The 12,778-nt window shown below is 53.2% G+C and carries 14 protein-coding genes and 1 riboswitch; of the genes, 4 read left to right on the forward strand and 10 right to left on the reverse strand.

The genetic code is table 11. The features are described 5' to 3' along the window. Positions 1-3: 3 nt before the first annotated feature. From sat to ACFOUO_RS03035, 6 genes are all read right to left on the reverse strand, one after another. Complete coding sequence (gene sat, locus ACFOUO_RS03010; protein WP_380702016.1) at positions 4-1,152, reverse strand: sulfate adenylyltransferase; 1,149 nt, start codon at positions 1,150-1,152, stop codon at positions 4-6. 49 nt (positions 1,153-1,201) lie between these two features. Continuing rightward, a complete protein-coding gene (locus ACFOUO_RS03015; RefSeq protein ID WP_380702018.1) occupies positions 1,202-2,281 on the reverse strand; it encodes an inorganic phosphate transporter in 1,080 nt (359 codons plus the stop codon). Between the two features lie 18 nt (positions 2,282-2,299). Beyond that, a complete protein-coding gene (locus ACFOUO_RS03020) occupies positions 2,300-3,022 on the reverse strand; it encodes a phosphoadenylyl-sulfate reductase (RefSeq protein ID WP_380702020.1) in 723 nt (240 codons plus the stop codon). A gap of 96 nt (positions 3,023-3,118) precedes the next feature. After that, positions 3,119-3,235 (reverse strand): YezD family protein, encoded by a 117-nt coding sequence (locus tag ACFOUO_RS03025; protein WP_380703225.1) that lies wholly within the window; start codon positions 3,233-3,235, stop codon positions 3,119-3,121. Between the two features lie 105 nt (positions 3,236-3,340). Beyond that, positions 3,341-3,455: riboswitch (SAM riboswitch) on the reverse strand. A 155-nt stretch (positions 3,456-3,610) separates the two neighbouring features. Next, positions 3,611-4,150, reverse strand: coding sequence for a phosphatidylglycerophosphatase A family protein (locus tag ACFOUO_RS03030; protein ID WP_380702022.1), 540 nt, complete (start codon positions 4,148-4,150; stop codon positions 3,611-3,613). Positions 4,151-4,206: 56 nt separating this feature from the next. After that, positions 4,207-7,701: a DNA polymerase III subunit alpha gene (locus tag ACFOUO_RS03035; protein WP_380702024.1), complete on the reverse strand. Its 3,495-nt coding sequence runs from the start codon at positions 7,699-7,701 to the stop codon at positions 4,207-4,209. Between the two features lie 176 nt (positions 7,702-7,877). On the opposite strand from ACFOUO_RS03035, the gene ACFOUO_RS03040 reads away from it, so the two are divergent. From ACFOUO_RS03040 to ACFOUO_RS03055, 4 genes are all read left to right on the forward strand, one after another. Continuing rightward, positions 7,878-8,213, forward strand: coding sequence for a YtrH family sporulation protein (locus tag ACFOUO_RS03040; protein WP_380702026.1), 336 nt, complete (start codon positions 7,878-7,880; stop codon positions 8,211-8,213). Position 8,214: 1 nt separating this feature from the next. Further along, the gene (locus ACFOUO_RS03045) at positions 8,215-8,748 is read left to right on the forward strand and encodes a hypothetical protein (RefSeq protein ID WP_380702028.1); all 534 of its coding nucleotides are present in this window, start codon (positions 8,215-8,217) and stop codon (positions 8,746-8,748) included. A 54-nt stretch (positions 8,749-8,802) separates the two neighbouring features. After that, complete coding sequence (locus ACFOUO_RS03050; protein WP_380702030.1) at positions 8,803-9,033, forward strand: hypothetical protein; 231 nt, start codon at positions 8,803-8,805, stop codon at positions 9,031-9,033. 87 nt (positions 9,034-9,120) lie between these two features. Next, a complete protein-coding gene (locus ACFOUO_RS03055; protein ID WP_380702032.1) occupies positions 9,121-9,468 on the forward strand; it encodes a hypothetical protein in 348 nt (115 codons plus the stop codon). Between the two features lie 60 nt (positions 9,469-9,528). On the opposite strand, the gene ACFOUO_RS03060 is transcribed toward ACFOUO_RS03055, so the two are convergent. The 4 genes from ACFOUO_RS03060 to ACFOUO_RS03075 all read right to left on the reverse strand — a co-directional run bounded on the left by ACFOUO_RS03060 (position 9,529) and on the right by ACFOUO_RS03075 (position 12,611). Further along, positions 9,529-10,842: a DRTGG domain-containing protein gene (locus ACFOUO_RS03060; RefSeq protein WP_380702034.1), complete on the reverse strand. Its 1,314-nt coding sequence runs from the start codon at positions 10,840-10,842 to the stop codon at positions 9,529-9,531. A 198-nt stretch (positions 10,843-11,040) separates the two neighbouring features. Beyond that, positions 11,041-11,334: a hypothetical protein gene (locus tag ACFOUO_RS03065; protein ID WP_380702036.1), complete on the reverse strand. Its 294-nt coding sequence runs from the start codon at positions 11,332-11,334 to the stop codon at positions 11,041-11,043. A gap of 183 nt (positions 11,335-11,517) precedes the next feature. After that, positions 11,518-12,207, reverse strand: coding sequence for a metal-dependent hydrolase (locus ACFOUO_RS03070; protein ID WP_380702038.1), 690 nt, complete (start codon positions 12,205-12,207; stop codon positions 11,518-11,520). Between the two features lie 56 nt (positions 12,208-12,263). Next, entirely contained in the window at positions 12,264-12,611 is a 348-nt protein-coding gene (locus ACFOUO_RS03075; protein ID WP_380702040.1) for a YlbF family regulator, read from the reverse strand. Positions 12,612-12,778: the final 167 nt, after the last annotated feature.

Consider the following 12,778-nt stretch of genomic DNA (forward strand, 5'->3'; position numbering starts at 1 on the left):
TCCTCAACCGGTGGTGACCGGAGTTTTCTGCATCCCTTTGATCAGAACGTCAGCCACTTCCGGGCGGCTGAAGGTGGCCGGCGGCCGTTCACCGTTCCGCAGCATCTCTCGGACTTTGGTTCCGGAGAGAGCCACGTGATCTTCCTTGTCGTGAGGACAGGTTTTGGCGGTTCCCATGTTCCCGCACTTCTTGCAGTAAAAGGAATGTTCAAAAAAGAGCGTGTTGATTCCCAGTTCTCCCGCTTCAAATTCGGAGAAAATCTTCTGGGCATCATAGGTGCCGTAATAATTCCCCACCCCCGCGTGATCCCTACCAACGATAAAGTGGGTGCAACCATAGTTCTTCCGAACCAGAGCGTGGAAGACGGCCTCCCGGGGGCCCGCGTAACGCATAGCCGCAGGGAAGACAGCCAGGAAGACTCGGTCAGCGGGGTAATACTTGTCAAGGAGCACTTCATAACTTTCCATCCGAACATCAGCCGGAATGTCATCGGATTTGGTTTCACCGACTAGGGGATTGAGGAAAAGCCCATCCACGGTCTCCAGGGCAGTCTTCTGAATGTATTCATGGGCCCGGTGAACCGGATTTCGCGTCTGGAATCCGACGACCGTCTTCCAACCCCGGCGTTTGAATTCTTCCCGTGTCGCAGAAGGATCCAAATGATAGCCGGCAAATGACTTTTCCGGTCGATTCACCAAGGTGATCGGCCCAGCGAGGTAGACATCCGGCCGGTCAAAAAGCTTCTTCACCCCGGGGTGAGCAAAATCCGCGGTCCGGTAGACATGCTCCGCTTCCACCGTCTTATCCGGGACATATTTCTCCTCCAATTTCAGCACTCCGTATACAGTACCGTCCTTCACCAGTTTCACTTCTTCACCGAGAGTGAGAGAATCCGCCTTCTCCCGAGAGACGGGAAGGGTGATCGGGATGCTCCAGGGAAGACCGTCCGCCAAGCGCATATGGTGGACGACAGATAGATAATCCTCCCGATTCAAAAAACCGGTCAACGGGCTGTAAGCCCCGATTCCGATCAGCTCCAGGTCGCTCAGAGAAACTCCGTCCAACTCCACCTCATGCTTGAGGTCAGTAACGGAACGATTCGGCTCCCAGCGGGTGATCAACCGTCCTCCATGGGGTAGACTCGTGCTCATGCCATTCCTCTCCTTCCAGCTTTTCTTATCTGTTTACTCGGATTAGAAATTAAATTCCGCCCCCGTGCTCGTGCAGGGACCTCTTTTCTTCTCGTACCGTCCGCATCAGACTGATAGAGCCTGCCGTTGCTAGAAAAACACTGGTAAGAACGATGACGGACCAGAGATCGACGTTAACCAGCCCTTTCACCAGCCCGTAAGCGATAACCAGGGAAAATACCGGCGAGACGAGCCACACTTTCAACATCTGCGCGATCACGTTTTTTTGCCAAAGGGAAAATCCGTTTTTAGCTGTGCCGATCCCGATAATGGCCGACGTGGTGATCTGGGTGAGGGGCACCGGAATTCCAAGCATCGATGCCCCGATCACGAGTCCTGCTCCCGTTCCGGAAACAGCGGTTCCCTCCAGAAGGGAAAGATTGGTGATCTTCTTCCCATTCGTCTCCAACACCTTGCCTCCGAGAAGAATTGCCCCGAGGGCGACGAAGAAACCGCCGTAGAAAATGCCGTCGGAGACAGAGAGGAGGTTGGCCCCGACAAGGGGACCGACGGCGTTAGCCACATTGTTCATGCCGGCAGAGAAAGCTTCCATAAAACCGGCGAATAAGAGAAGAAAGGCCAGCCATCGTTGCACCTTCCGCTCCCGAAGCCTGGGGAAGCGCCGCTGTATCCAGTGGATCAACCAACCAGCAACCAACGCCATCAGGAAAGCGACCACCGGTACCGCTAGCCAGAAGAGAAGGATGGTAATCAGCTTGGATAGGTAGACCGCCTGGAAAGCCACCCCCACTCCTACAACCGCCCCAACCGTGACTTCACTCGTGGACAGGGGGATGCCGAGGAGGTTGGCGATGAACAGGGAGAGACAGGCAGCTGATAGAATGATGACAGCCAGCTTGATAGTCATGAGCGAGCCGGGAATAATTCCTGACCCGATCGTCTTCGCTACTTCTCCCCCGCCCAGGGCTGCTCCCAAAAAAACCCCCAAACCTGCCAAAGCCAAAGCGGCAAGACGCCTCTTGACGGCACCGGCACCGTAAGCTACACCCATCGAGGCCGCCGCTCCGCTCGCTCCGATGTTCATCGCGAAAAAGAAAGCTACCGCGTATCCAACATAAAGGATCGTCATGGTTTCCCCTTACCTTTGTCACGGATTAACATGGAGACCGCATTCCGTCTTTTGAATACCGGTCCACCTACCTGCCCGGGAATCCTCTCCCTCGGCCACCGGGCGTGTACATTTGTCGCAGCCGATGCTGGGATATCCGCGGTCGTGAAGGAGGTTGTAGGGAAGATCCTTCTCCCGGATGTAATCCCAAACATCCTCCCAGGTCCAATGAATGAGCGGGCATACCTTCACTGCCTGAAACCGTCTATCTTGATTAAGGAACTGGGTGAAACGCCTTGTGGGGGACTGATCCCGACGAAGGCCGGAAATCCATGCCGTCACCTGTGAAAGCGCCCGTTCCAGGGGAACAATCTTACGAATGTGACAACACAGATTGGGATTCCGTTCCCATAAGGCGTCTCCATGGCGGTTTGCCTGTTCTTCCAGGGTGAGATCCGGTTCCAGCATGTCAATACGCAAATCGGGATACCGCTTTTTCACCTGTTCAATCACGTCATATGTCTCTTTGAAGTGAAGATCCGTATCGAGAAAAACTACTTTGGCATTTGGTTTTACCCGGGATATCAGATCGATAAGGACCATCCCCTCCGCCCCAAAACTACAGGCGTAGACAAGGCCTTCTCCATAATGGTCAAAGGCCCACTTCAGAACACTCATGCTCCCTTTCAACGGGTCTCCGATAGGGAAAACAGGCTTTTTCTCCACGGTTTCCCAGGTCTCATACGTTAGTCGGGCACCCAAGTGGACCACCTCCTCCAGTTTGTTCAATATCCAAAAAGACGGCCTGAACCCAAGTGGGCCAGGCCGCCTCCAGTTTGTCTGGTCAGCGCCTTTATTTTATCGGATTCGAATTTTTTCGTTTTTTTCCAACTGGATTACTTTCCCGTCCTGAACCACCAACGTAATCGAACCGTATTGCATCGTGTCCAGCATGTGACGGATTTGCTCCGCTATGGTATCGAAACCGCTCGATTCCTTTTTTGCCACCGAACCGTCCCCTTTTCATAAAAAAAGTCTTTCCATTTTGGAAAGACTGGGTAGGCAATTATTCATCCTATCACCTTATCTTCCAAAATGGTTCCCATTTTGCTGGAGTTGGCACCTTGCAGCCTTGCAGGCCATGCAGGTTGCCGGGCTTCATAGGGCCAGATCCCTCCGCCTCTCTGGATAAGTGTTGCTATTTAGTTTAGTGCCTCACAGGCGGGAAGTCAACCCTTTTTCCCTAGTTTTTAGATCGGATTTACACATTTTAATCCGCCATCCGGAAACCCTGTCCCATTGATGGATACCAAAAGACCTCGGGAGCAACAGAATTCCCCGAGGTCTTTCCTATTCCTTTGATTCAATGGACTTCTCCACCGGCCCATCCTCATGGAGAGCAAGGTCGGCTCGGTATCGCTCCATGTCTGGTTTTTCATGGGCGATCCGCGCAGAAGCGGCGGCGGCGACACCGGCCACGAGATCGTCCAGGAAAACATGAATCCGACCACTGTGGTTGTTTAACCGACGGATAACGCCCAGTTTGGTTTTGTCCAGATAGCCAAAACTAGTCAGCCCGATGGTGCCGTAAACATTGGTAATGGAAAGGGCCAGAATTTCATCCAATCCGTAAAGGGGTTCGTCCACCTCCATCATCCGTTGCAAGGGTACGGGCAAACACTTCCTCTCCGCCAAACTATCCAAGGCGATTCCGGTTATGAGGGCATGTTGAACTTCCCGCTTTTTCAATACCTGTTCAACACTATCCCGACACTGTTTTTTCTCCAACTGTTTATGATAGGGACGTTGCAGTTCATAAGCGATGTCAGAGATATCCTCTAGGGTGACGCCCCGCTCGGAGAGGAGACGGACAACATGATTATAAAACAAGGGAACCCACCCTCTCCTTCGATCCGTCGTGATTCATCCTATGTAACCCGCTTGAATCAGGTGCGGGTGGTGGGAGACTCTTTCAATCGAAAAGAGTGCTTACCTAGGATATCCTCCACACGACTTTTGCATTCTTCCGACGGATGGATCCCGTACTTGGTTGCAGGAAGAGCTAGCACCTTCCCCGAGGATTCATAGTAGAGGCGGACGGGGGTCTTCCCCTTGTGAGACAATAGGAGGCGTTTCAGCGCTTCCAATGTTTCAGCCCCTTCCCGCTCCCGACTGATCCGGATATAAGCTTCGACTCCACCACGCTGCGGCTTCTCATCCATCGCAGGAGATTCTTGCTTTCGTGGAAGCCTCCCGCCATGAGTCCCTTTTTCCCGTTCCAGCCGTTCCAAGTCCTCGAAGGTATCGGTTAGGATTTTCACGCCGTTTTCATGGTGGTTCACCTTGCCGCTGACGCGAATAGGCCGATCAAGCTGCAACAGGGTGCGATATTGACGCAACGTACGGGGAAAGACAACCAACTCCGCCTCACGGGAAAACTCCTCCAACGTAACGAATGCCATCCCCTCGCCTTTCTTGGTGGTGATCGCTTTCACATCCCGGATCATTCCGGCTATGGTCACCCGTTCCTCTTCCCGGGCAGAATCTAGATCAGACACCGTGTGGCTGGTGACACGGGCTATCGTCTCTCGAAAACCATCGAGGGGATGGCCGGATAAATAGAGGCCGAGGAGCTCCCGCTCCATTTCCAATCTCTCTCTTTCGCGGAATGGTTTTACCCCGTCATAGCTGAAACGTGTCTGATGCATCTCCGGTCCGTCCTCAAACAACTTCAATTGGTCCTCGGACTGACGTCGCTGATAATCTCCTCCGCGTTCCATCGCCTCATCCAGCATCGCCAACGCCTGGGCCCGATGCTCTGGTAAACTATCCATCGCTCCACACTGGATCAGGGACTCAATCACCCTCCGGTTGCAGGTGCGCAAATCCACCCGCTGACAGAAGTCAAAGAGATCATGGAAGGGTTTTTGCCGACGTTCTTTCAGGATGGAGGTGATGGCATGGGTGCCCACGTTTTTAATGGCCGCCAACCCGACCCGGATCGCATTCCCTTTGACGGCAAAAGCTCGCTCACTTTCATTGACATCAGGGTGGAGAACCCGAATTCCCATCCGGCGGCAATCCTCGATGTATTCCGCCATCTTTCCATGGCTCCCCATCACAGTTGTCAGAAGCGCTGACATAAAGTAGAGCGGATAATTGGCTTTCAAGAAAGCCGTCTGATAGGCCAGCACTGCATAGGCAGCGGAGTGGCTCCGATTAAATCCGTAGTCAGCGAAGCGGACGATCAGATCATACACTTTCCCTCCCGTTTCTTCACTGTAACCCTGTTTTATCGCACCCTTGATAAAGACAGCCCGTTGTTCGTTCAGGATCCTCCGTTTCTTTTTGGAAACCGCTCGGCGCAAAATGTCCGCCTGCCCCAACGTAAAGCCGGCCATCTGGCTCGCAATCCGCATGATTTGCTCCTGGTAGACGATAATCCCGTAGGTGTTGGAGAGAATCGGCTTCAGATCAGGATGGGGGTAATCCACTTTTTCCTGCCCGTGCTTGGCACGTATAAAACGGGGAATCTGTTCCATCGGTCCTGGTCGGTACAGAGCCAAGACGGCAATCAGATCTTCGAAACTCGTCGGCTTCAACTCTCGGAGCACCTTTCGCATTCCCGCTGACTCCAGCTGGAAAACACCTGCCGTCTCCCCCTTGGAAAGCATCCGGTATGTAGCCGGGTCGTCGTACTCCGAATCCCTGAAGTCAATGGTGACCCCTTCTTTTTCCCGGATCGCGTCCACAGCTTGTTCGATGACTGTCAGATTTCGTAACCCTAGAAAGTCCGCCTTCAGAAGACCGATCTCCTCCAGCACCTCCATCGGGTACTGGGTGAGACTGATCCCTTCATTCCCCTGTTCCAGAGGAACATAATCCGTTAAATCCCCTTTGGAGATAACGACTCCAGCAGCGTGAGTGGAAACGTGGCGGGGCAGCCCCTCCACCTTGGCTACTGTCTCCATCAATCGCGTAAGGCGAGGATCTTTCCGGCTCCACTTAGCCAGCTCGGAGTCCGGCTTCATCACTTGTTCTAAGGTGACACCAGGGCCCGCCGGAATCATCTTAGCCGCCTTGTCCACATCGGCATAAGGAAGTCCCATTACCCGTCCCACATCACGCACAGCAGCCCGTGGCGCCATGGTTCCGAAGGTGATGATCTGGGCGACACGGTGGTCCCCATATTTCCGAGTGACGTACCCGATCACCTCATCCCGCCGCTCATAATTAAAGTCGATATCGATATCCGGCATGTTGATTCGCTCCGGATTAAGGAAACGTTCAAAAAGGAGCTTATATCGAATGGGATCGATATCGGTGATGAAAAGGACATAGGCAACGAGGCTGCCTGCCGCCGACCCCCGTCCCGGCCCGACGGCAATCCCCTTCTCTCGAGCAAACCGGATGAAATCCCAAACGATCAAGAAGTAGTCTGAAAACCCCATTTCGTTAATCACGGACAACTCGTACTCCAGGCGTTTTCGAACCGCATCGGAGAGGGTGCCATAGCGCTCCTCCGCCCCTTGGAAACAAAGCTGCCGGAGATGCCCGGCGGCTGTCTCTCCTTCCGGAACCGGAAACGCCGGCAAGAGTCTTCCGCCAAGGGGAATCTCCACCCGGCACCGGTCAGCAATTCGGCGGGTATTTTTGACCGCCTCCGGAACACGGGCGAAAAGGCGTTTCATCTCCTCGGCACTCTTCAGATAAAATTCCTCTGAAGGAAAGCGCATCCGATCCTTCTCTTCCAGTTTCCTGTTGGTCCCGATGCAGAGGAGGCAATCCTGGACCGTGGCATCTTCTTTCTCGATATAATGAAGGTCGTTGGTGGCCACCAAGGGAATTTCCATCGCCTGAGAGAGTCCGATCAGCTGCCGATTGACTTTTTGCTGTTCCGGTAAACCATGATCCTGAAGTTCAAAAAAGAAGTGTTCTGGACCAAAGATCTCCTTGTATTCCTCAGCCAATCTCTTCGCTTTGGCCATGTTGTCTTCCAGGATCGCCTGGGGAATTTCCCCGGCAAGGCAGGCACTGGTGGCGATCAGCCCCCGGCTGTGAGCCCGGAGAAGCTCTTTATCTATCCGGGGTTTATAATGAAAACCCCGGAGGTGAGCTTCAGACACCAGCTTCATCAGGTTTTGGTATCCCTCGTTCGTCTCAGCCAGCAATAAGAGATGGTGGATCCGGCTTTCCCGCTGACGGGGACGCTCCTCCAAGCTGCCGGAAGTAACATATACCTCACAACCAATAATCGGCCGAAGACCTGCTTCGAGGCAGGATTTGTAGAAAGGTACCACCCCGTAGAGTACCCCATGATCGGTGATTGCGAGGGAATCGAACCCCGCTTCCTTCGCCTTTCCCACCAGCTCCCGAATCCGGGCCGCCCCATCCAAGAGGCTGTATTCCGTATGGACGTGCAAATGGACAAAGTCGCTCATCATGACCACCCAACATTGCCGATCTTTCTTCCTATTATACCTCACAGAAGCAAACCCGAACATACAATCCCCCGATTTCACTGTCCAATCTCTCGCCTACCTGTCCACATAAACACGCGATCCGTCTCATAAGGATGGAATAACGGATTCTTTTTCCCATCGGAAGGCGGTGTTGGGTGTTGCCGATCGGCGAGTTTTGGTCAACCACGATTCTCAACTTCTGCATCGCCCTCGGCGTGGTCCTCGGCGGAGCGCTGTTGGGCGGGGTGGGAGCCTTTTTTACGAACCAGCCTCCTCTCTACGCCATGTTGAAGTTGGCGGACCAACTGAAAATCTGGGCGTTAGTAGCCGCACTCGGGGGCACCTTTGATACGATTAAATCCTTTGAGCTGCACATCCTAGGCGGAGAGTTAAACCGGGTGGCCCAACAGCTGATCTTCATCCTAAGCGCCTTTTTTGGGGCCCATCTCGGCACTGCCCTGATCCAGTGGTTAATTCAAGGGGATATGTAAGATGCCGCAGCAGAGAAAAGGATTTCGCTACTTACGCCTCCTGGTCGCCTTTTTTTTCGGTATCCTGGCCGGTTCCATCATCATGACCTTTCTGTTCGGCGAGAAGCTGGAAAGCCTTTATCTGGAACGGGAAACCCTGTATTATGAACACAACCGCAAAATCAAAAAAATCCAATTACTACAACAAGATTTGGATAAACACGCAGAACAGGATGCTCGGCGGCAGCAAAGCGCCGAGTACATTGAACAAATCCAAGTAGAAATCGATTCCAGTGAGAAATTCAACCAGGACAAAATTAAAACCGAAGTGGAATCCATCCTGAAGCCTTTCCTTAACAAATCCGTCCATTGGGTGAGTAACGACCCAGCAGTATTGGATACCATGTTAAAAAACCGCGTTGTAAAATTACCAGGGAAAAACACATCCCCGCTGCAACTGCAATTGAAATATCTTGCCTTCATCAATTCTGAGCTGAAAGTGTGGGTCATCGCCCGTGAAAGTTCTGACAAAGATGTGTCCCTCGATACACAATGATCGCCAAACGCTTCCCTTCCGTGTATGATAGAGATTAGGAAGGGGGGGATCCGATTGATTATCAGCCGTAGGAAGCTGGCTCGGGAAAAAGTGGAAAAACTAAAGCGTGGCTATTCAGCCTACGCGGAAAGCAAAGAAGTCGCCCAGTTGATTGAGAAGGAATTGGGTGCGATCGAAATGCCGGTCTTCATCGACCGGACGCCGATCGGTTATTGGTTCATCCCGAAAGGACGCGGAGACGACGGTCGCCAGTGCCCCCCGGACACCATAGAGTCTCCCCGCTGACGACCCGTTCTCTCGCACAAGCGCCTCCGCCTGCGGGCGGAGGCGCTTCTCGTTCCATCCTGTCAAAAAATGAAGGGGGTCTTTTCGATGGAACCCTTTTTGATTTTCCTCGTCATCGTCATCCTGTACACAGCGGTCCGCACCTTTTCCTTAAGTATGGCTTCCCGCCGTAGCGACGGCCTGACACGACAGCGGCATCAGGCATGGATGAACATTCACATGGGGATCATGTTTATCGCTGTTTCCCTGATGCAGGGCCTTTCTCTGGCGGGAAACTGGATGCGTCTGTTGCTTCTCCTGCTGATTGCCGCTATCGGCCTTTTCAATCTCTTCGCCGGCTGGAGCAACCTGCTCCGCGTTCGTCAGGCGGAAGAACGGTTGAAAAAAGATGGATCTCCTGCCAAGGAAGCTGAAAAAGATCCAGGTGAAAAATAGGAAAAAACCGCAAGGGAATCCCCCTCGCGGTTTTTTCATGAAGTCAACTCCGCCCACCCGCTAACGTTCGATCAGTTGAGCGGTTACCAGGGCCTTCGCTACCACTTGTCCGCCATGAAACACTTCCAGATCGACCTTTCCTGTTTTACGCCCCATGTCGATCAGTCGGGGGACAATCGTCAATTCCTGCTCCAACTGCACCGGCTTCAGCAGATACAGAGTCAGGTTGTCCGCCACCATGTCCCCCCGGTGCTGTCTCCTTAAACGCCGGTAAGCGGCTTCCGTGATGAGAGAAGTCAGCACGCCGGTGGACAATGTGCCGAGAGGATCGGTCATCTGAGGCGTCACCATGCCGCGATAGACCAGTTCCCCGTTCTTTTCCCGTACCTCTTCAAACCCTCGGAAGATCAGATCATTGATCGTTTCACCCACCTGCGGCTGCTTCTGCATATACTGGAGGGATTTGATCACATCCTGGCGGCTGATCACACCAAGAAGCTGATGCTGGCCGTTGACCACCGGCAACAATTCGATCCCTTCCCAAACCATCTCATGGGCAGCCGCTGCCAGGGAAGTCAGGGGGGTTACGGTGATCGGGTTTTTTGTCATCACCCGCTCCACCCGTTCTTCAGAAGGATGACCCACCACGTCTTTAGCAGTGATCATCCCGTGGAGTTTTCCTTGGTCATCCACGACGGGATAACGGCTGTGCCTTGTCTCTCGGACGGAGTCGTGAAAACGGGCAATGGTATCGGTCAGCTTCAGGAACTCCGGCGGTTGATCCGGGGAAAGCATATCTTCTACAAGAAGGATTTCTTTCTTGATCAACCGGTCATAGATAGCCCGGTTAATCATGGCCGCCACCGTAAAGGTATCGTAGGTACAGGAGATGACAGGCAGTTCCAGCCGATCGGCCAGGTCTTTCACCTGATCCGTCGCTTCAAAACCTCCGGTGATTAGGACAGCAGCCCCTCTCTCCAAGGAAATCCGGTGGGCGTTATCCCGGTTACCGACGATTAAAAGATTCCCGGGCTCCACATAGCGGATCATCGCCTCCAGTTTCATCGCACCGATGACAAATCGGTTCAGCGTTTTGTGAAGACCTGCTTTCCCTCCGAGTACATGGCCGTCTACGATGTTGACCACTTCAGCAAAGGTGAGCCGTTCAATCTCGGCACGGTTCTTTTTCTCAATTCGGACTGTACCCACTCGTTCCACGGTGGAAACGAGCCCCTTCACTTCCGCATCCTTGATCGCACGGTAGGCGGTTCCCTCGGAAACCCCCAACTCCCTCGCAATCTGCCGGACGGATATTTTGTGGCCGATATCCAGCTTCTCTATATGCTCCAGGATCCGTTCATGTTTGGTGGCCACTTGATTTACTCCCTTCTATTCCACTTTCACCGGGATTATTCTTCCACAATTATACACGAGGGGGTCAAGGGTTTCCAAAAAAGAAATAGGAGGCTTCTCTTAGGAAAGCCTCCTGAGGTTATAGACACGGGTTGATCGTCCCCATCCCTCTTATCCTCCAACGAAGAAGTTCAAGCTATCCGCTCCGCTGGATTGTCGTCAAAGAGAACTTCGCCGGAAATCGACCCCTTTTTTTGACCTTCCGCTACTTTGCCGTTGCCGGGCCTGAAGCCAACGTCTGCGCCGAACCTGTTCGTTCCGACGTTGTACCTCCCGATCCAGCCTCAACACTGCCCGCCAGTTAGCAGCGATCACCAAATAAGCGAAAGCGAGCCATGAAGCGGTGAAAATCGTCCGGATGTCCGTCTCCCCACCCACCGGCAACCGGGGGACGGCAAACACCAGCATAAGGAGGGCAGCCGCCAGGGCGATGGCGTGCTTGTTTCGGATCATAACCATCCCCTTTCCGTTGCTACATTCTATGGCACAAAGAGCCCAAACATGTACAAAAAAAAGAGGCGGTGAGTAGATCACCGACTCAAATAGGGGGTTTTCATCCTATTTTCAGGGTAAATCTTTGACATTACAGGGACATTACACGATATTTACAGTTTGTTATCGGTTGAAATTAACCGGTCACAAGCGGAGCGACTCACCAGGTTCTAGGACCGTGCCGCGTATCTTCTTCGCCTCCAGCCGTTGGGTGAAGGCTTCCCCATCCTGTTCGATCAGAGGGAAGGTGTTGTAATGCATCGGCACCACTTGTTTGGCACCCACCCACTCTGCGGCGAGAAGGGCATCCGCGGGCCCCATCGTGAAGTTATCCCCGATCGGTAACATGGCCAGGTCCACGTCATTCTGCATCCCGATCAGCTTCATATCAGAAAAAAGAGCCGTATCTCCTGCATGGTACAAGGTCTTGCCTCCAAGGGTGAGTAGAATGCCCGCCGGCATACCCAAATAGACGATCTCCTGTTTCTCTTCATCGATATGAGCCGAACCGTGAAACGCTTGGGTCAACTGTACCCTTCCGAATGGGAAATGATGGCCTCCTCCAATATGCATCGGATGGGCTTTCAACCCTTGCCAGCTGAGCCAAACGGCTAGTTCATTGGGCGCAATGACGGTTGCATCATTTTTTTTGGCGATGGCTACTGTATCCCCCACGTGATCCCCATGGCCGTGGCTCAGCAGAATCCACTTCGCTTTGATTTCCTCCGGTTTCGTCTTGGCCACAGGATTCCCGCTCAGGAAGGGGTCGATGATCAGGTTGTGGTTGTCGTGTTGGATTTCAAAACAGCTTTGACCGTGAAAGATTACTTGCATGGGATTCCCTCCAACGTGTGTATAATCCCCGGGCGCCGATACCGGCGGCTCATATCTCAGCCCTGACCGGACCGGTATAACTCTTCAAAAGGACCAGCAATGATACGGTTGATGTCCGCCATCAGCTGTCCGGCCCGGTTTTCCGCCTCCACACACCGTCGCAGGTGCGGCCTCGCTTCGATCTCGGACGCCAGCCGCTGGACCTCCTCCTTCAGGTCGGTGCCCGGCTCTGTTCCCTGCATTCGGAAGGCCGAAAGCTCCATCTGTTTTTCACGGAAAGCATTCAAGAGCCGGGCTCCCTCCGGATCCTGACCGAGCATTTGCCGGGACTCGGCGAGGGCAGCTAACTCGTCGGAGGCTTTCAGCGCCCGGGCCAGTTCGTGTGCTTTATCATAAGGGTTCATACAAATCCTCCTCTCGGATCCTTCCCTCTTATGCTTATACCACCTCTTTTAGAAAAAAACCTCCTTTTTTTGCGGAAAGGAGTTCGACCCACTGCCAAGCCCCTTTTATTCACCGGAAAAAACATGCCTACATAACTTATATCAGTCACTTTATGCGGAAGGGGATC

The sequence above is a fragment of the Salinithrix halophila genome, from assembly GCF_042650125.1.
Taxonomy (GTDB): Bacteria; Bacillota; Bacilli; order Thermoactinomycetales; family DSM-45169; genus Salinithrix; species Salinithrix halophila.

Excerpts from the sequence above, each read along its gene's own strand:
- ACFOUO_RS03015 (WP_380702018.1), bottom strand. The coding sequence starts at position 2,281 with ATGACGATCCTTTATGTTGGATACGCGGTAGCTTTCTTTTTCGCGATG.
- ACFOUO_RS03075 (WP_380702040.1), bottom strand. The coding sequence starts at position 12,611 with ATGAACCCTTATGATAAAGCACACGAACTGGCCCGGGCGCTGAAAGCC.
- ACFOUO_RS03055 (WP_380702032.1), top strand. The coding sequence starts at position 9,121 with ATGGAACCCTTTTTGATTTTCCTCGTCATCGTCATCCTGTACACAGCG.
- ACFOUO_RS03035 (WP_380702024.1), bottom strand. The coding sequence starts at position 7,701 with ATGAGCGACTTTGTCCATTTGCACGTCCATACGGAATACAGCCTCTTG.
- ACFOUO_RS03045 (WP_380702028.1), top strand. The coding sequence starts at position 8,215 with ATGCCGCAGCAGAGAAAAGGATTTCGCTACTTACGCCTCCTGGTCGCC.
- sat (WP_380702016.1), bottom strand. The coding sequence starts at position 1,152 with ATGAGCACGAGTCTACCCCATGGAGGACGGTTGATCACCCGCTGGGAG.
- ACFOUO_RS03070 (WP_380702038.1), bottom strand. The coding sequence starts at position 12,207 with ATGCAAGTAATCTTTCACGGTCAAAGCTGTTTTGAAATCCAACACGAC.
- ACFOUO_RS03065 (WP_380702036.1), bottom strand. The coding sequence starts at position 11,334 with ATGATCCGAAACAAGCACGCCATCGCCCTGGCGGCTGCCCTCCTTATG.